The 17,120-nt window shown below is 44.5% G+C and carries 16 protein-coding genes; 7 read left to right on the top strand and 9 right to left on the bottom strand.

Annotation, left to right across the window (positions count from 1 at the left end; all coding sequences use genetic code 11):
* Positions 1-1,941, bottom strand: a 1,941-nt coding sequence (locus KPL72_RS17955; protein WP_219703961.1) for a retention module-containing protein, incomplete at its 3' end; no start/stop codon positions are given.
* Between the two features lie 464 nt (positions 1,942-2,405).
* Between KPL72_RS17955 and KPL72_RS17950 the strand changes: the two genes are divergently transcribed.
* The 5 genes from KPL72_RS17950 to arsJ all read left to right on the top strand — a co-directional run bounded on the left by KPL72_RS17950 (position 2,406) and on the right by arsJ (position 7,661).
* On the top strand, positions 2,406-3,896 hold the full coding sequence (locus tag KPL72_RS17950; protein ID WP_219703960.1) for a SulP family inorganic anion transporter: 1,491 nt from the start codon (positions 2,406-2,408) through the stop codon (positions 3,894-3,896).
* Between the two features lie 31 nt (positions 3,897-3,927).
* Positions 3,928-4,779 carry a universal stress protein gene (locus tag KPL72_RS17945; protein WP_219703959.1) on the top strand — a complete coding sequence of 284 codons (852 nt, stop codon included), beginning with the start codon at positions 3,928-3,930 and terminating at the stop codon, positions 4,777-4,779.
* 230 nt (positions 4,780-5,009) lie between these two features.
* Complete coding sequence (locus KPL72_RS17940) at positions 5,010-5,354, top strand: metalloregulator ArsR/SmtB family transcription factor (RefSeq protein ID WP_012069554.1); 345 nt, start codon at positions 5,010-5,012, stop codon at positions 5,352-5,354.
* Positions 5,355-5,389: 35 nt separating this feature from the next.
* On the top strand, positions 5,390-6,403 hold the full coding sequence (locus KPL72_RS17935; RefSeq protein ID WP_219703958.1) for an ArsJ-associated glyceraldehyde-3-phosphate dehydrogenase: 1,014 nt from the start codon (positions 5,390-5,392) through the stop codon (positions 6,401-6,403).
* Positions 6,404-6,434: 31 nt separating this feature from the next.
* Complete coding sequence (gene arsJ, locus KPL72_RS17930) at positions 6,435-7,661, top strand: organoarsenical effux MFS transporter ArsJ (protein ID WP_219703957.1); 1,227 nt, start codon at positions 6,435-6,437, stop codon at positions 7,659-7,661.
* Between the two features lie 113 nt (positions 7,662-7,774).
* On the opposite strand, the gene KPL72_RS17925 is transcribed toward arsJ, so the two are convergent.
* The 4 genes from KPL72_RS17925 to KPL72_RS17910 all read right to left on the bottom strand — a co-directional run bounded on the left by KPL72_RS17925 (position 7,775) and on the right by KPL72_RS17910 (position 9,722).
* Positions 7,775-7,951: a hypothetical protein gene (locus tag KPL72_RS17925; protein WP_219703956.1), complete on the bottom strand. Its 177-nt coding sequence runs from the start codon at positions 7,949-7,951 to the stop codon at positions 7,775-7,777.
* A gap of 1 nt (position 7,952) precedes the next feature.
* A complete protein-coding gene (locus KPL72_RS17920; protein WP_219703955.1) occupies positions 7,953-8,174 on the bottom strand; it encodes an addiction module protein in 222 nt (73 codons plus the stop codon).
* 145 nt (positions 8,175-8,319) lie between these two features.
* Complete coding sequence (locus KPL72_RS17915; protein WP_219703954.1) at positions 8,320-8,781, bottom strand: NfeD family protein; 462 nt, start codon at positions 8,779-8,781, stop codon at positions 8,320-8,322.
* 2 nt (positions 8,782-8,783) lie between these two features.
* On the bottom strand, positions 8,784-9,722 hold the full coding sequence (locus tag KPL72_RS17910) for an SPFH domain-containing protein (protein ID WP_169460147.1): 939 nt from the start codon (positions 9,720-9,722) through the stop codon (positions 8,784-8,786).
* A 183-nt stretch (positions 9,723-9,905) separates the two neighbouring features.
* Between KPL72_RS17910 and KPL72_RS17905 the strand changes: the two genes are divergently transcribed.
* Positions 9,906-10,727: an AraC family transcriptional regulator gene (locus tag KPL72_RS17905; RefSeq protein ID WP_219703953.1), complete on the top strand. Its 822-nt coding sequence runs from the start codon at positions 9,906-9,908 to the stop codon at positions 10,725-10,727.
* Between the two features lie 9 nt (positions 10,728-10,736).
* On the opposite strand, the gene KPL72_RS17900 is transcribed toward KPL72_RS17905, so the two are convergent.
* From KPL72_RS17900 to KPL72_RS17890, 3 genes are all read right to left on the bottom strand, one after another.
* On the bottom strand, positions 10,737-11,807 hold the full coding sequence (locus KPL72_RS17900) for a threonine aldolase family protein (RefSeq protein ID WP_219703952.1): 1,071 nt from the start codon (positions 11,805-11,807) through the stop codon (positions 10,737-10,739).
* A gap of 267 nt (positions 11,808-12,074) precedes the next feature.
* Complete coding sequence (gene glpK, locus KPL72_RS17895) at positions 12,075-13,601, bottom strand: glycerol kinase GlpK (RefSeq protein WP_219703951.1); 1,527 nt, start codon at positions 13,599-13,601, stop codon at positions 12,075-12,077.
* A gap of 36 nt (positions 13,602-13,637) precedes the next feature.
* A complete protein-coding gene (locus tag KPL72_RS17890; RefSeq protein ID WP_219703950.1) occupies positions 13,638-14,480 on the bottom strand; it encodes an MIP/aquaporin family protein in 843 nt (280 codons plus the stop codon).
* Positions 14,481-14,908: 428 nt separating this feature from the next.
* Between KPL72_RS17890 and KPL72_RS17885 the strand changes: the two genes are divergently transcribed.
* Complete coding sequence (locus KPL72_RS17885) at positions 14,909-15,742, top strand: amidohydrolase family protein (protein ID WP_219703949.1); 834 nt, start codon at positions 14,909-14,911, stop codon at positions 15,740-15,742.
* A gap of 54 nt (positions 15,743-15,796) precedes the next feature.
* Here KPL72_RS17885 and KPL72_RS17880 read toward each other — a convergent pair whose 3' ends face one another.
* The gene (locus tag KPL72_RS17880; RefSeq protein WP_219703948.1) at positions 15,797-16,873 is read right to left on the bottom strand and encodes a GNAT family N-acetyltransferase/peptidase C39 family protein; all 1,077 of its coding nucleotides are present in this window, start codon (positions 16,871-16,873) and stop codon (positions 15,797-15,799) included.
* Between the last annotated feature and the right edge of the window lie 247 nt (positions 16,874-17,120).

Genomic DNA, 17,120 nt, shown 5'->3' with positions numbered 1-17,120 from the left:
TTCGTTATCTATAATTGTAGCAGTCCCCGTCTGACCACCAACCGTAAGTGTAAATACTTCATTTGCTTCATAGATATTGTCATCGGTCGTCGCGACCGTCGCCGTGAACTCGGTCACGCCCGCTGGGACTGTGATCTTGCCACTGTCCGCATCGTAAGTGACACCACCGCTGAACGTCACGTTCAACAGGTCTGTGTCGTAGTCGTCGCTGCCCGCTGTGCCGTTCGTCAAGCTAAAATCGTAGGTCGTCGCACTACTGCTTGCATTACTTAGACTTATAGTAAAGACGGCGCCTTCGCCTTCATCCACCGCGTCGCCATCCGCATTCACTGCAGAAGTTATATTATTAACAACAGGAGCATTATCATTATCTATGATGGTTGTTGTCGCTATGTCATTACCTATAACGCCATCAACACCAATAACTCTTACCGAAAAGTTTTCATTACTTTCTTGGATACCATCTACAATCGTTGGCACAGTAACATTTAAACTAGTTACACCTGCTGGTATTGTCACAGAACCATCGGAGCTAACAGTTAATGATTGAGTATCGCCATTGCTATCAACGTAACTAACTCCCATCGCGCCAATATCATCAGCACTCGCCGTTTCAAAAGAAGTTGTTAGTCGAATTGTGACATCACTTCCAGGCGCTTGACTTAAAGATATAATAAATTGAGCATCATCTCCTTCTTGTGTTGTTCCATTATCATCGATGCTAACGATTACATTTGTATCAACATCATAATTTCCCACAGCATTAGCAGTGAAGCTATTTCCAAATTCATCTGAGCCAGTAACACTAGCAACGATGCTACTATCTGCTGCCAAATCAGATCCATTCACTTCAATGCTATAAACCAAAACAGTCGACCCAGTCACCGTCGAGTTAACGACTGAACCTGTATAATTTTGACCATTTACAGTTAAAGTGACCGTATCACCTATTGCAGCATCTCCTGCTACAGTACCTGTTATATTGACAGTGCTTGAAGCTTCATTAGAATTAATGACATTGTCGTCAGTGATAGGATCGATAGTAATCGTAGCATCCGCAGAAACATCAACCGTATGAGTCGATGAGCCTGTGCTCTGAACTGTATTTCCAGAGCTATTACTGGATGTTACAACCGCATCAAATGCTGTATCTGCTGCCAAATCTGCGCCAGCTACCCCAACAGACCAAGTCCCAATTGCGCTAACTACTGTCGTGTAAGTAACACCATTGATCACCAATACAACTGGGTCACCCTGTGAAATATCACCACCAGTAGCTGTACCCGTTACAGTAATCGTGCCACTTGCTTCGGCTTCATTGACAACATCATCTGCGGTAATTGGATTAACTGTAACGGTACCTGCAACTGCTGGCGCACTAACTGCAGCAGGAGTCGTTCTATCCGAAGTGGAAGGCGTCGGATTTTGAGGTTGTGTGGTTTGCCCACCGTTGCCGTTATTTGTGTCATTACCAAACGTTGGCAGTGCATTGAACGTATCATTACCAAAGGTAGGAAGTGCCGTATTGTCGTTTCGATCAATATCGACATCAACGCGTTGCTGCTCACCTGTAAGTTCGCCCGCTGCCGGAGCTTCTTGAATTAAGGTAGGGTCATCACCCGCTAAGATGGCGTCTTGTAACGCATCAACATCAGTAGAAGAGTCAGCAACAAGATCTGCGTTATCGCCTGTGTTGTATATTTCGTCCGTCATTTCGACAGCAGAGTCGCCACCAATCACCACTTCAGTACCATCGACAAAGGCGATCGTCACTGAACTATTCTTCCCTGTCACGACAGTCTCGCCGAAGAAAATCGGGTCGCCGATTTTCACCACACGCTCTTGGCCATCAATAGATTGGATAGTCACGGAGCCGGTTAACTTAGTGATAAAGCCGATCGCGTTGCCTAGTGTTGCAAATGGTGGTTGACTGTCGCTCATGATACTTTCCCTAAAAAAGAAGACTAAAAGTAAGTCGTAATAGTTCTATAATTACTCTCAAGATAGGGGATAAAAGACAAGGTCGCTATTGTACCTTGGTACAGTCAGTCCACTTTTTTAACATTTTCTATCCTTTTTTGGTTCTTTTTTACCTTCCTCCCTAAATACCGCACTCCTTCTACCTCATTGTCATTGCTATGCATAAATCAACTCTTTATAATTTCTGCTCTTTCGGGCACAGATCTTAAGCACTTAAGGGTCAAACGCTGCACGATGCCTATTTCAGAGTCTCTAGGACTCATTCTATGAGCCTTTATGGGAGTGTTTCGCATACCCCTAATCATGGCCTAATATTCCGAACATATTTTTATAAAAACGGCTAACAAGATAAAAAACCTATAAAGCAAACCGCTAATAAACTAGCGGCTACAGCTATTTGCTCTAATTTATTCAGAAGGTAATACATGATCGATACGATAAAACGGGACTGGTTCTCAAACATTAAAGGCGATTCTCTCGCTGGTACTGTAGTTGCTCTTGCTTTGATTCCAGAGGCAATTGCTTTTTCGATCATCGCAGGCGTTGACCCTAAAGTAGGCTTGTATGCCTCTTTTTGTATTGCTGTGGTGATCTCATTTGTAGGCGGTCGCCCTGGGATGATCTCTGCTGCCACAGGTGCGATGGCGCTATTAATGGTTACCTTGGTAAAAGAGCATGGTTTAGAGTACTTACTTGCAGCCACGCTATTAACAGGTGTTTTCCAGATAATAGCGGGGTATTTAAAGCTCGGCGCATTAATGAGATTTGTCTCGCGGTCCGTCGTAACAGGGTTTGTTAACGCCTTAGCCATTTTGATTTTTATGGCGCAGCTGCCGGAACTAACCAATGTCACTTGGCATGTATACGCGATGACGGCCGCTGGCTTGGGTATTATTTATCTATTCCCATTGCTTCCTGTCATAGGCAAAGCACTTCCTTCACCATTAGTATGTATCGTCGTACTGACTGCCTTTGCAATGGTTTATGGCTTAGATATTCGTACCGTTGGCGATATGGGTGAACTACCAGATACCCTACCTGTCTTCCTTTGGCCAGACGTACCGTTAAACCTAGAAACCCTAATGATCATTTTGCCTTACTCACTTGGTCTTGCTGTCGTCGGTTTGCTGGAATCCATGATGACAGCAACCATTGTTGATGAATTCACTGATACAGGCAGTGACAAGAACCGCGAGTGTAAAGGTCAAGGGGTTGCTAACATAGCTTCTGGTCTTTTGGGCGGCATGGCGGGGTGCGCCATGATCGGACAATCTGTCATTAACGTAAAATCCGGTGGTCGTGGTCGTCTTTCCACTTTTATCGCAGGTTTCTTATTGTTGATCATGGTGGTTTTCTTGGACGATCTGATTAGTCAAATCCCAATGGCTGCTTTGGTTGCCGTGATGATCATGGTATCGATTGGTACTTTCTCTTGGGAATCTATCATCAACCTGAAAAAACATCCGTTATCGACTAATATTGTAATGTTGGCGACCGTTTCTATTGTGGTTGCCACACATAATTTAGCAATCGGTGTTTTTGTCGGTGTGTTGTTGGCATCTTTGTTCTTTGCTCACAAAATCGGCCGTTTTATGGTGGTGAAAAACGAACAAGGTGAACAAACAGGTCATCGTACTTATAAAGTCATCGGACAAGTGTTTTTTGCATCGTCAGATCAATTTAACGCGTCTTTTGATTTTAAAGAAGCGGTTGAAAGAGTTACGATTGATTTAACTGATGCACATTTCTGGGACATCACAGCCGTATCCGCTTTGGATAAGGTCGTGATTAAATTCCGTCGCGAAGGTGCTGAGGTTGGGCTGGTAGGAATGAACGAAGCCAGTGCGACAGTCGTCGATAAATTTGGGGTTCACAACAACCCTGAAGAAGTCGAAAAAGTAATGGGTGGCCACTAAAACACCCTAGAATAACAACAAGGAGTGCAACATGACTAATATAATAGCTTGTATCGATGGTTCTTCTCTATCTGAGTGTGTCACCACAGCATCAGTGTGGGCGGCCAAGCAAATGGGTTCGCCATTAACCTTGATGCACTCCTTGGAAAAAGAAGCGGCGAGAACCGATGAAGATCTTTCTGGTTCAATCGGCTTAGGTAGCCGAGAGCACTTACTAGAAGAACTCGTTGCCCTTGATGCTAAACGCGCCAAATTAGCCTTAGAGCATGGCAAGCTGGTGCTCGAAAACGCCAAAGAATTTGCTCATAAGGCTGGCGCCAAGCAAATCGAATTGCTGCAGCGTCATGGCGATTTAGTGGAAAACCTCCTCGACCTTGAGGAAGAAACCCGCCTTATCGTCGTGGGTCGTTGTGGCAGCGGCCATACTCAAAGCGCCCACACCATTGGCTCTCATATTGAGCGAGTCGCTCGAACATTGCATCGACCAATATTAATTAGTGTTGGCCAATTTAAAGCACCGACCAACTTTATGATTGCTTACGATGGCCGAGAAGCCGCGGACAACGCCATAGTACGTATAGCCCAAAGTCCGTTATTGCTTGGCCTACCTTGCCACCTAGTCATGGCTGGCGAAGCAACACCAGAAAGACGTCTGAAACTAGAAGAAGCACATCGCAAACTTGAAGAAGAAGGCTTTGACGTCACGGCATCCATCATTCCGGGGAAGATTTACCCTGTGCTGACTCAATACCGTGAAGAGAACCAGATCGAACTTATGGCGATGGGCGCGTATGCTCACTCTAAAGTTCGCCAATTCTTCGTTGGTAGCAACACTAGCAAGATGATAATCGAGAGCGATATTCCACTTTTGATTTTGCGTTAGAGCATTCAATTTCGATCAAACAATACTCATCAAGCAATATCCATCAAACAATATCTATCAAGGGCGACTTCCTCGGAACTCGCCCTTTTTATTGCCTTCGACTTTTCTATTGTCAGCCCAAACCATAGATGAACTTTTTGTTAAATGTTTAACAATTAGAATATACGATTTTGCATATATACGTTTTTCCACATATACTTCCATCAACATTAACTGATGTGTTTTTTACAATGAAGCCCGATCATTTCTACAAAGCGCTCGCCGATGACACCCGATTGCGAAGCCTATTACTCATTACTCAATATCAAGAACTGTGCGTTTGCGAACTCACCGAAGCACTAAATGAAACGCAACCTAAAATATCTCGCCACCTTGCCCAGCTACGAAAAAATGGTGTTTTGAGTGATCGAAGACAAGGACAATGGGTGTTTTATCAATTACATCCAGAACTGCCCAATTGGGCGAAGAGTGTCTTACAAACCACACTAGACAACCAAATTTTGTGGCTAAAAGACAACATAGATCAGCTCGAAACCATGGGCGGCAGGCCAAAACGTACTGGAACTTGCTGCTAACCATCCAATTTTCATCATGTATTTGAGACAACACAATGACTATTAAAGTAGGAATAAACGGCTTTGGCCGTATGGGACGACTTTCTTTTCGCGCAGCTTTTGACTGGGACGATATAGAGTTTGTGCAAATCAACGATCTAAAAGGCGATGCAGCCACACTTGCTCACTTGGTTAACTTCGACTCTGTTCATGGTCGCTGGCACAACGAGGCAAGCAGCGAAAGCAACAATATCATTGTGAATGGCAAAACCATTACTTGTACACAAAATCGTACGATTGCAGAAACGGACTGGTCACAGTGCGACGTGGTGATTGAAGCGACTGGCGTAATGAAAACCAAAGCTGCTCTGCAAGCTTATTTAGACCAAGGTGTAAAGCGCGTCGTGGTAACCGCACCAGTGAAAGAAGATGGCGTGCTGAATATCGTCATGGGCGTTAACGATGGCGATTATGATCCAAGCTTGCACCCTATCATCACCGCAGCGTCTTGTACCACCAACTCACTCGCCCCAGTCGTCAAAGTCTTACAAGATGCCATAGGCATCAAACATGGCTCTATGACCACGATTCATAGCATCACCAACACACAAACCATCATCGATGCGCCACACAAAGATCTACGCCGTGCTCGTTCTTGTGGCAGCAGTTTGATTCCAACCACCACAGGCTCCGCAACTGCCATCACACATATCTTTCCAGCACTAAAAGGCAAGCTAAACGGCCACGCTGTGCGCGTGCCTTTGACCAACACCTCTTTAACTGATTGCGTGTTTGAAATGAAACGCCCAACGTCAGAAGAAGAAATCAATCAACTACTCAAAACCGCCAGCGAAGGCGAATTAAAAAACATTCTTGGCTACGAAGTTCGCCCATTAGTATCGATTGATTACCGTACCGATCCACGCTCTTGCATCATCGATGCACTCAGCACCATGGTGATTAATGGGACACAAGTAAAACTCTACGTTTGGTACGACAACGAATGGGGTTACGCAAATCGTACAGCCGAATTGGTGCGCAAAGTCGGCAAGCTAGACAAAGCGATCTAATACAAACAACAGAGCAAAGCGAAAACACCCCATGCTGTCACAATTACCAAAAAGCGTTCGTCAGTACCTTATCGTCACGGGTAATTACTGGAGTTTCACTCTGACTGACGGCGCGTTGCGCATGCTGGTCGTGTTGTATTTCTACCAGCTTGGATATGGCGCATTAGACATTGCTTTGCTCTTCTTGTTTTACGAATTTTTTGGCGTCATTACCAATCTTTTTGGTGGCTGGCTTGGGGCAAAATGGGGACTCAATCGCACCATGAACATTGGCCTCGCCATGCAAGTCATCGCTTTATCTATGCTCTTATTGCCCACCAGCTTTTTAACTATTCCTTGGGTGATGGCGGCACAAGCTTTATCCGGCATTGCCAAAGATCTCAACAAAATGAGTGCCAAAAGTGCCATCAAAACACTCGTTCCCAAAAACGCCAGCGGCACTTTATACAAATGGGTCGCTCTACTAACCGGCTCGAAAAATGCCCTCAAAGGCGTGGGATTTTTCCTTGGCGGTTTTCTACTCAGCGCTATTGGTTTTCATAATGCCATCTTAGCCATGGCGATTGCCCTTGCTATCGTTTGGCTTGCCAGTTTGTATCTACTTCGAGAGGATTTAGGCAAGTCGAAGAACAAACCGAAATTTTCACAAATGTTTTCCAAGAGCACTGAAATCAACATTCTATCGGCGGCTCGCCTCTTTCTGTTCGGCGCTCGGGATGTATGGTTTGTCATTGCTGTGCCAGTGTATTTATCCAGCCAATTTGATTGGGATCATTGGCGTGTAGGCAGCTTCCTCGCCTTGTGGGTCATCGGCTATGGTGTTGTCCAAAGCCTTGCACCACACCTCACAGGAAAAACAAAGCAACAAGCACCAACCGGCACACAAGCCAAATTCTGGGCCATATTACTAACAGCTATTCCAGCGACCATCGCGATTGGCTTAGAAAACGCCGATCAGACGTTATGGATTCTATTGAGCGGACTCATAATATTCGGCGTGGTGTTTGCTATCAATTCATCCTTGCATAGCTATTTAATTGTTCACTATGCTAGCGAAGATGGCGTCTCCTTAGATGTGGGCTTTTACTACATGGCTAATGCCATGGGGCGGCTCATTGGCACGATGCTATCGGGTTGGATTTATCAAGATTTTGGGCTAACTGCCTGTCTTTGGGTGTCTTGCGGTTTTCTTATACTTACCAGTGTTATTTCATTCTGGTTGCCGCAAAAAATCACCAGTGCAGAAAACACCAATTAACCTCTTTCAACCAATAACCCGGATTTTTACTGTTATGCATGATGGCAACCACATAAAGGTTATCTGAATGTACTTGATAAATGACAGAGAAAGGAAAACGAGATAATAAAAATCTATGATGATTTGCACCGAAATTGGTGCCAAGTTCGAGGAAGCGCCAGAATGGTTTTGAATGCAGATTCAAGCTCTTTCATAAAATCATCACCAAGCCCTTTGGCTTGAAGTTGATACCAATCATAAGAAGATTTAATTTCCTGACTGACATCTGGGTGAAAGGTTAAATTCAGCATCTTATTTTACAACTTGCGCCTTAATATCCTCCCAGCGTACTGCCTTTACATCGCCAGATAACAAAGCATTGCTGCGATTTTCTGCTAATGCTAACCAAGCCGACTCAACATCATTACTCGGCTCACCTTCAAGAGAAGACAAAAGACAATGAGCTGCCAAAGCTTTTTCACTAGGCGTTAATAGCTCCATATTATCCAGTACGGTTTTTAATGCGTCAGACATATGCATCACTCCTATCCACGTTAAAAGCAAGTCTATCACTGAATGCTGGCTTTTGCCTCCCACCCAAAGCCATAAAAAAACACCAAGCATGTTCGGCGCTACAACCGACACACTTGGCGTTTCTTTTATCAGGATCTAAAGCCGTTTACTTAGTGCTAATCGCTTTGATGTGCAATTTACCCACCTCCGCTTCAGTCACTTCCACTTTCGTGCCAGCTTCAATGAATTCATCACTCACCAAAGACCATTCCACGCCAGAATAGTGGTATTTAGGAGACTGAGTTGGCGACACAGACTCTTTCAAATAGAACTGGTGATCGGAAAATTCGCTTTTAGTTTTTTTGGTGCTCACCTTAGATTGCATGCGTTTAAGCGGCTTCCACAATATTAACGTGGCCAATATGGTCATCACGCCAGTGCTTAAAGAAGCGCTCAACAAACTATTCGGCAATACCCCAACATAAACTAAAGCACCGGTCGCCATCGCAGCCAAGCCAACGAAGAACAGCACAAAGGTAGAAAAACCTAGTACCGCCACTTCGATGACCAATAGAATCAAACCAACAATAAACAAGCTTTGGGCCAGATTATTGGCAATGATATCCATACCTAGCTCCCTTTCGTCATTTTCTGAATAATCGTCATAGCTTGAGCAACCACAGCAGACGCTTCAGTTGCGCCATCTGGCAACAAGACCACAGACGATTCTTTGGCAATCGCGCGCTTAGCTTCGATTGCCTTGCTTGCAAGATCAAGCTGAATGGCTTTTTGACCTTCTTCGGTCGCCGCAGCTTCACCAACCTGACGAAGGGCTTCTGCTTGAGCCGATGCCACAGCAACGATAGCTTTCGCCTCACCTTCTGCGCGCAACACTTGCTCTTCTTTATCTGCTTCTGCCGCCAAAACCACAGACGCTTTTTGACCTTCGGCACGGTTAATCGCAGCTTGACGATCCCCTTCCGATTCCAAAATCTGCGCACGCTTAACACGTTCCGCTTTCATTTGGGCTTCCATTGCTTCCATCACAGATTGTGGTGGAACAATATCTTTTATTTCATAACGCAACACCTGAATACCCCAAGGACCTGCTGCATCATTGATCGACGCCACAATATTGGTGTTGAGCACATCACGCTCTTCAAATGTTTTATCCAATTCCATTTTACCTAACTCAGAACGCATAGTAGTTTGCGCCAACTGAGTCACGGCGAAGACATAATTTTCTACGCCATAAGTTGCTTTATAAGGATCTAATACACGGAAATACAATACGCCATCGACACGCAAAGAAATATTATCCTTGGTAATAGCGCTTTGCTCAGGCACATCAACGGCCTGCTCTTTTAACGTACGATCGGCAGAAATACGATCAATAAAAGGAAAGATGAAATTCAACCCAGCCTCTTTTGTTGATTGATACTTACCAAAACGCTCAATAACGTATGCCTGATTTTGTGGCACAAACTTGATCGAGGTTTTTAGCAGCACAACCACCAGCACAAGCACCAAAGTCTGAACGCTCAATATATAGCTAAGTAACTCTTCCATAACAATGAATCCTTAAGTTTTCAAAACACACCCGACTTATTTTCTTTCCACGCTGTTATGAATCACCACGCACAAAAATACAAGCGGAACGACAAATTTATCGCTACCATAGTAAGCACTGTTGGGAAGCAAAAGTCACCAACAATACGAGATTATCCAAAGAAGCCATGAGACCTTTGCACGATGTCGAGCACTGAATCCTTTCGCTACCAACATATTGAAGAGCTGCCAGGCCTAGTCATCAGTGCAGCGACACTCACAAAGTTTCACTTTCAGCCGCATTATCACTTGGATTACCACATAGGACTTGTTACCCAAGGCACTCAGCATCAAAAAGTTCAGCATCAAACGCTAGATTTAGTTCCTGGAGAAATTTGCCTAATGCCACCGGGCGAAGTTCACGACGGCTACGGTCGAGATAGTACTATGAGACATTTAAAAACTTTTCGAGTTCCCATAGAATTAATGCAAGCTGCGCTGCTAGACAGCCAAGACAGAGAAACCAATCTTCAGCTTGCCCCATCGATAATCAATCAGCCCACACACAACAGTTCGTTTTTACAACTTGCTCAAGCTTTTGATCCAAGCCAATACGCCAGCCAACTCCACAAAGATACGTTATGGGCGAACGCGCTTTCAAACTTACTGTTTGCGGCAGAGAAAAAACCATTGATCCAAGAAAACGCAGGTCTAACGAATCAACAAATACAAAGTGTTCGAGATTACTGCGAAGCCAACTTATCCAGCAAAATCTCTTTGAATAACCTAGCAGAAATATGCGAATTAACTCGCTTTCAATTTATTCGACGTTTCCAAAAGCAAACCGGACTCGCGCCACATGCATGGCTAATGCGCTTAAGACTAGAACGAGCTTGCGCACAATTAGCCAAAACCAATGCCATGATCACCGACATCGCTGCAGATGTCGGTTTTTATGATCAAAGCCATTTCAATCGAGCGTTTAAGCAAGCCTTTGGCGTTGCGCCGTCAAGCTACCGCTCTTAATCAAACTCTTTATTGCACGGTTGCAAAACGTCTCGCACTTTCAACAAAGGCTTCAACACCCTCTTTTGGTGTTCTAAAAGACGTCACCAATCGAATCACACCTTCTTCCCAACGACCGCCGTAAAAACCAAAACCTTCAGTTTGCAGGTGGTCAATCATTGACAAGGGCAAGGTACAAAACAACATATTCGCCTGAGCTGGTGTATTAATTTTTACACCCGGAACGGTTTTCAAACCATCTTGTAACAGCGCCATCATAGCGTTGGCATGAGTCGCATTGGTACGCCACAAATCATCCGTTAAGTAAGCAATCATCTGTGAAGACAACAAACGCATTTTTGAATGCAAATGCCCACCGCGTTTACGACGATAACCCAGCTCTTTAGACACTCTATCACTTGAAATCCCTTTCTCTTCAAGAGACTGTTTAAATACCACAATGGCTTCAGATGCCATAACGCCATTTTTTGTCGCGCCAAAAGACAAAATATCCACGCCCGCTTTCCACGTCATTTCCGCTGGCGTACAACCTAAAGCAAGCAAAGCATTGGCAAAACGCGCACCATCCATATGAACAGGCAAGTTAACCGATTTCGCCACACTCGTAATGGCGTGTATTTCATCTAACGAATACACACTGCCGACTTCGGTGACTTGTGACAAACTGATCACCGAAGGCTGGCATGAATGCACATCTCCGATTTTTTGATTGACCAATTTTTGTAGCTGAACAGGATCCATCTTGGCATCAGCGCCACCAATACCAACAAAACGCGCACCACTGGTATAAAACTCAGGCGCAGTACATTCATCATTCAACAAATGACTTTCAGAGTGGCACAACACACTGCCCCAAGGCGGAGTAAAAGCACTCACACTTAACGAATTCGCAGCCGTCCCAGTAGAAACCAAAAACACATCCACATCACACTCGAAAAGCTCCGACAACATACGCGTAACTTGCGCCGTGCCATCATCATTACCGTACGGCATGGCATCACCTTGCGCGGCTTCCAGCATGGCTTTAAAAACGGAATCTGACGCGCCGGCAATATTGTCACTAGTAAACGCAACCTTCATTAAATCACTCCTTATTTAGCTCGTTGATATGGCAATTAATCTGATCAAAATATCATGCCAGCTTCATTGATAAATGACTTGGATTTTTGTGCACTTCAAAAAAATTATTTTTTATGAGCAATCACAAGACCAAGAAGCACCCAGCTAAAAAAAGCGAGTATGCAAAAACATACTCGCTTTTAATTTTTTAATTCTCTACCGCATTAAAATACATGGCCTATTTTCATAGACAGAATCAATAAACTCTGCCTTTAGAAAAACACCAGCTTACTCTTCACCATCTTCCTCAGCCCATTTTAATGAGCGAGACACGGCCTTTTGCCAACCTTTATAACGCCTAGCACGTTCGGCATCCTGCATAGTAGGTTCAAACGTTTTATCAATTTTTGCATGCTCTTTAATATCGTCGATAGAATCCCAAAAAACAACCGCTAACCCTGCCAATATCGCGGCACCAAGTGCCGTCGTTTCGGTCAATTTAGGCCGCTCTACATGAGTACCTATAATGTCTGCTTGGAATTGCATCAAGAAATCGTTAGCAACAGCGCCGCCATCCACTTTTAGAGTAAGCAAATCCATACCAGAATCCTGCTTCATAGCATCGACCAAATCACGACTTTGAAATGCCACCGACTCCAGCGCAGCGCGAATAATATGATTACGGTTCGTACCACGCGTTAGCCCCACCATAACACCTCGCGCATGCGGGTCCCAATATGGCGCCCCCATACCAACGAAGGCAGGCACCAAATACACACCATTGCTGTCTGCTACCTTCGCAGCGAAGTAATCGGTATCTTGTGCATCGCGAATAATACCCAGCTCATCACGCAACCATTGGATCGTCGCTCCCCCCATAAAAACAGAGCCTTCCAATGCGTAATTCACTTCACCCTTTGCACCAACAGCCAAAGTCGTGATTAGACCATGATGAGATTGAACTGGTTTTGTGCCAGTATTCATCAACAAGAAACAGCCTGTACCGTAGGTATTTTTCGCCATACCTTCTTTTACACAGAGCTGCCCAAACAAAGCCGATTGTTGATCCCCTGCAATTCCTGCGATTGGCACACGCGTGCCATCTTTACCGCCAATGTTTGTATCACCATAGATTTCGCTGGAGCCTTTCACTTCTGGCAACATGGACTCAGGAATGCCAAGTTCTTCCAGCATTCGCTTATCCCATTCTAGGGTTTTGATATTGAACAACATAGTACGAGACGCATTAGTATAATCGGTGACGTGCACACGCCCACGCGTCATATTCCAGATCAACCAAGAATCCACTGTGCCAAACAACAACTCACCGTTGTCCGCTTTTTCACGAGCACCTTCCACATTGTCGAGAATCCATTTTACCTTAGTACCCGAAAAATACGCATCAATGACCAAACCCGTATTTTCGCGTACATAATCCTCCAAACCACGAGCTTTCAGCTCATCACAAATAGCCGCAGTACGACGACACTGCCAAACAATTGCATTATAAATAGGACGCCCTGTTTTTTTGTCCCAAACAATAGCTGTTTCACGCTGGTTGGTAATACCAATTGCCGCTAACTGGTCCGGTTGAATCCCTGTCTTAGCAAGTACTTCGGCTAATACCGAACTTTGGCTAGACCAAATTTCCATTGGATCATGTTCCACCCAACCAGACTGAGGAAAGTATTGACTAAACTCACGCTGAGACGTCGCCACGATGTTGGCGTTATGATCAAAAATAATCGCTCGAGAAGAGGTGGTTCCCTGATCTAACGACACAATATACGGTTTATTTTTGGCTTGCTCTGACATGATAGTTCTCCTTGTTTTTATAGGCTTTATAATCAATTACTGATGGGACACCACGGCTTTTTGTTTAGCAACGGCTCGATCTTGAATATTTTCTGGCAAAGATGGACTGACAAATCGGGTATAAATAAACGCACCTAATTGCGCGCCCAAAATCGGCCCAACAATTGGTACCCAAGCATAAATTGCATCTCGACCGCCTGTCATCACGACATTTCCCCAGCCTAACGCATCGATCATCAAGCGAGGTGCTAAGTCACGCGCTGGGTTCATCGCAAACCCTGTCAACGGGCCAACAGAAGCACCAATGATAGCAACCACTAGACCAACAAAAAGTCCAGTTAGCACGCCTTTTGAACCACCGTTTTTATCATCGCCAAGGGCAAGTACACAATACATAAGCAAAGCCGTAATTGACATTTCCACCAACATGGCATGCCAATATGTAATGTTAGCATTAGCAAACGTAGTAAAGATTCCCGCTGTTTGTAAGCCGGAGACAGTGCCACGAACTACCTGATGAGTAGATTCCCATTCTGCGATCACAGGTCCATAGAGAAAATAAGTAAGGCCTGCACCAAGGACAGAGCCAATAAACTGCGCGAGGATAAAGAAAGGAACTTTGCGCCATTCGAACCCCATAAAGGTCGCCAGCGCAAGTGTAACAGCTGGGTTGATGTGCGCACCTGACACGCCACCAACAGCATATATAGCAATCGCAACAGCAAGACCCCAAATAATACTAATCTCCCATTGCCCGAACTGTGCGCCTGCCGTAACTAGCGCCGCTACAGATGCTGTACCAATAAACATAAATATGCCAGTACCAATCACCTCGGCAACAAACTCGCCAGTCAAGGTAGGCTTAGCTAGTTCTTTCATCTGCTTTTATCTCCATATGTATTATTTTGACTCTCAGCATCAAAACTTTCCGTCAACCGAACTATTTTTCCTTCGTGAGAACATTCGGTATTAAACAAAAACATTTTCGCTTTAGAACAATTACTTTCGTTATCTCACTAAAATACGGCTCGATCAAGGCGCACAAATAAGTTCCTTAAACCTTGCTCATAGACTAAAACTATAAAAGAGAAGTAAAAATAAAGAAAAAACAAACCAAAGAAGTCAATGTTCATCGGCCGATTAAACACTGGTAAAACACTACAGTGCTATGAGCTAAACCTATGAATACAAAAGAATAAAAGTTTGAAAAAAAACTATCCGGTATTTCCAATACCTAAAGACCAAAATCAAATAGCTTGCCAGCCCTTCTTTCATTACTGTACAGACACAATATGAAAGGAGTTCCCATGTCGGTATTCACTGAACGTAAAATAGATTGCCACAATCACATTTTTGACCCACAGAGCTTTCCCTATCAAGCAAATACACCTTATGCACCAGAAGGCCACGAGATTGCGACGGCAGATTACTTTCTACAAGTTTTAGAAACCTACGGTGTGTCCCACGCTCTATTGGTTGGCCCAAACTCCGCGTATGGCGAAAACGACAATCGCGCTTTGTTAGATGCAATTGCTCGCTCCAACGGTCGCTTCAAAGGCATGGCTGTAGTCAAACAAGACGCATCATCAGAAGAGCTTGTACAACTAAAAGCCCAAGGCGTGATCGGAGTTACCTTCAATGTCGCTTATTATGGATTTGAGCACTTTGCACAATCCGCACCATTAATGGATCGCCTAGCGGATCTCGATATGATTGTTCAGGTGCAAATCGAAGACGAGCAAATGCTCGATCTCACGCCCTTATTGATGAACAGCAAGGCAAAAATATTAATCGACCATTGTGGCCGACCTAATATTGAAAAAGGCGTAACAAACAAAGGCTTTCAAGCCGTACTTGCGCTAGCAAAAACGCAACGTGCTTACATCAAGGTTTCTGGCTTTGCCAAATTCACGCAAGGCGTATTCCCTTATGCCGACACAAAACCTTATGTCGATGCCATTGTTGAAAGTTTCGGAGAGGATCGCATCATTTGGGGATCGGATTGGCCGTTCTTAAAAGCGCAACACAGAATGGATTATGGCACCTTGCTCAGCCTTGCAGAGAAGCAGTTTCCTGATGCAAGTATACGAGCAAAGTTTTTCTGGGAAAACGCCACAAAACTCTGCGGCTTTCCGATATAAGAAATCAAACAAATAAAAAACTAAGCTGTTTTCCGCGCTACAAACTTTGCCGTACTACAGATTTTTTAATACGACAGTGGCCTGTAAACGACTTTGCCCAAAGCGTGACATTTTTTCAAACTCATCACGGGCAATCGGCACGTATTGGCAATCCAATGGACTTGGTGGATCGTCAGGTAATTTTTTATCGTCGTCTAAATCTGGATCATGTACCAGAATACAATGTTCGTCGTAGCCAGACATCACCACCCAATGGGGAGATTTCTTACCATCCATGCGGAAGGTGCTGATCAAGATAATCGCCAAGGCGCCATCGTCAAACGCTTCAATCAATTGTGCCAACGGCATCGCAGTGTAATGCAAGGGCACGCTGTCGACAAACAACGGACCTTCTTCGCTCAACCAAACATCCGCAGACAAGCCGCGCTTTTTAGCGGCCAAGGCCAATCCCATAGGATGACAACCACCATGGCCAGACGTCATGAAAATCGTCGTCGCTTCACGCCAAATCTCTAACTCATCGTTAGGCGTCGCTTGATAATCTGGGTGCATCGAAGACAACACCATTTGCAACGAAGCAGGCCCGCAGGTAAATGGCGTACCTTGCGCTAACCAAGGAATCGCTCGCGTGGTTTGCTCGTCACCGGCATGACGCAAACGTTTCTGCATACGAATTGCATCGGTTTGATCTTCGTAATAAGCATCGTAATGACCAAATTCCTTGTAACCCATTTTTTGATACAAGGCGATGGCATTGTGATTCACATCACTGACTTCCAAACGCAGCAACATCTTGCCTTTTTTAAGGGCTTTTTTCTCACAGGCTTGGATCAACAATTTTCCGATGCCAAGGCCGCGTGCTTCAGGTGATACCGCAAGCGAATACAAACGAGCCAAGTGAGTACCTTGGCGAAGATGCAACAAGGCATAACCCAGCAGTTCACCGTCTTCCTTCATAGCAACAAATAGAGCTGAACCAGAACTGGTAATTGCATGACGAAAACTACGACGACTCAGACGGTCGCCAGTAAAGGCTTTGCCCTCTAAAACGAGCAATGCTTTTAAATCGTCTATACTGGCTAAACGTATATCAATATTTGGGGAAGAACAGGTGACCGAGCTTGTGATCATTACATCGCCTCTAAAGGGCAAAAGGTCGCTAGGATCGTCGAACTACTGACAGTTTAACGATGAAAATTTTCGCGCATTCTAGGGCGAAACCTGTTTAAAAGATAGTCTATTTTTTCATCAAAAAAACATTTTATTTTTTCATTTTAGACTATTGTTAAAACAATAAATAAAGCGCACCATCCGCACAAATTGAGAGTGTTTTTTAACCCTCTTTTTGAAACCACTTTTAAACAAACATAATGATCTT

This window comes from Marinomonas lutimaris (assembly GCF_019426345.1).
GTDB classification, from domain to species: domain Bacteria; phylum Pseudomonadota; class Gammaproteobacteria; order Pseudomonadales; family Marinomonadaceae; genus Marinomonas; species Marinomonas lutimaris.
Note: the sequence above shows the minus strand (reverse complement) of the source record. Positions and strands in the feature narration are given on the sequence as shown.

Bases quoted from the DNA above. Each gene is read 5' to 3' on its own strand.
- KPL72_RS17950 (WP_219703960.1), top strand. From the start codon at position 2,406: ATGATCGATACGATAAAACGGGACTGGTTCTCAAACATTAAAGGCGAT.
- KPL72_RS17945 (WP_219703959.1), top strand. From the start codon at position 3,928: ATGACTAATATAATAGCTTGTATCGATGGTTCTTCTCTATCTGAGTGT.
- KPL72_RS17940 (WP_012069554.1), top strand. From the start codon at position 5,010: ATGAAGCCCGATCATTTCTACAAAGCGCTCGCCGATGACACCCGATTG.
- KPL72_RS17935 (WP_219703958.1), top strand. From the start codon at position 5,390: ATGACTATTAAAGTAGGAATAAACGGCTTTGGCCGTATGGGACGACTT.
- arsJ (WP_219703957.1), top strand. From the start codon at position 6,435: ATGCTGTCACAATTACCAAAAAGCGTTCGTCAGTACCTTATCGTCACG.
- KPL72_RS17925 (WP_219703956.1), bottom strand. From the start codon at position 7,951: ATGCTGAATTTAACCTTTCACCCAGATGTCAGTCAGGAAATTAAATCT.
- KPL72_RS17920 (WP_219703955.1), bottom strand. From the start codon at position 8,174: ATGTCTGACGCATTAAAAACCGTACTGGATAATATGGAGCTATTAACG.
- KPL72_RS17915 (WP_219703954.1), bottom strand. From the start codon at position 8,781: ATGGATATCATTGCCAATAATCTGGCCCAAAGCTTGTTTATTGTTGGT.
- KPL72_RS17910 (WP_169460147.1), bottom strand. From the start codon at position 9,722: ATGGAAGAGTTACTTAGCTATATATTGAGCGTTCAGACTTTGGTGCTT.
- KPL72_RS17905 (WP_219703953.1), top strand. From the start codon at position 9,906: ATGTCGAGCACTGAATCCTTTCGCTACCAACATATTGAAGAGCTGCCA.
- KPL72_RS17900 (WP_219703952.1), bottom strand. From the start codon at position 11,807: ATGAAGGTTGCGTTTACTAGTGACAATATTGCCGGCGCGTCAGATTCC.
- glpK (WP_219703951.1), bottom strand. From the start codon at position 13,601: ATGTCAGAGCAAGCCAAAAATAAACCGTATATTGTGTCGTTAGATCAG.
- KPL72_RS17890 (WP_219703950.1), bottom strand. From the start codon at position 14,480: ATGAAAGAACTAGCTAAGCCTACCTTGACTGGCGAGTTTGTTGCCGAG.
- KPL72_RS17885 (WP_219703949.1), top strand. From the start codon at position 14,909: ATGTCGGTATTCACTGAACGTAAAATAGATTGCCACAATCACATTTTT.
- KPL72_RS17880 (WP_219703948.1), bottom strand. From the start codon at position 16,873: ATGATCACAAGCTCGGTCACCTGTTCTTCCCCAAATATTGATATACGT.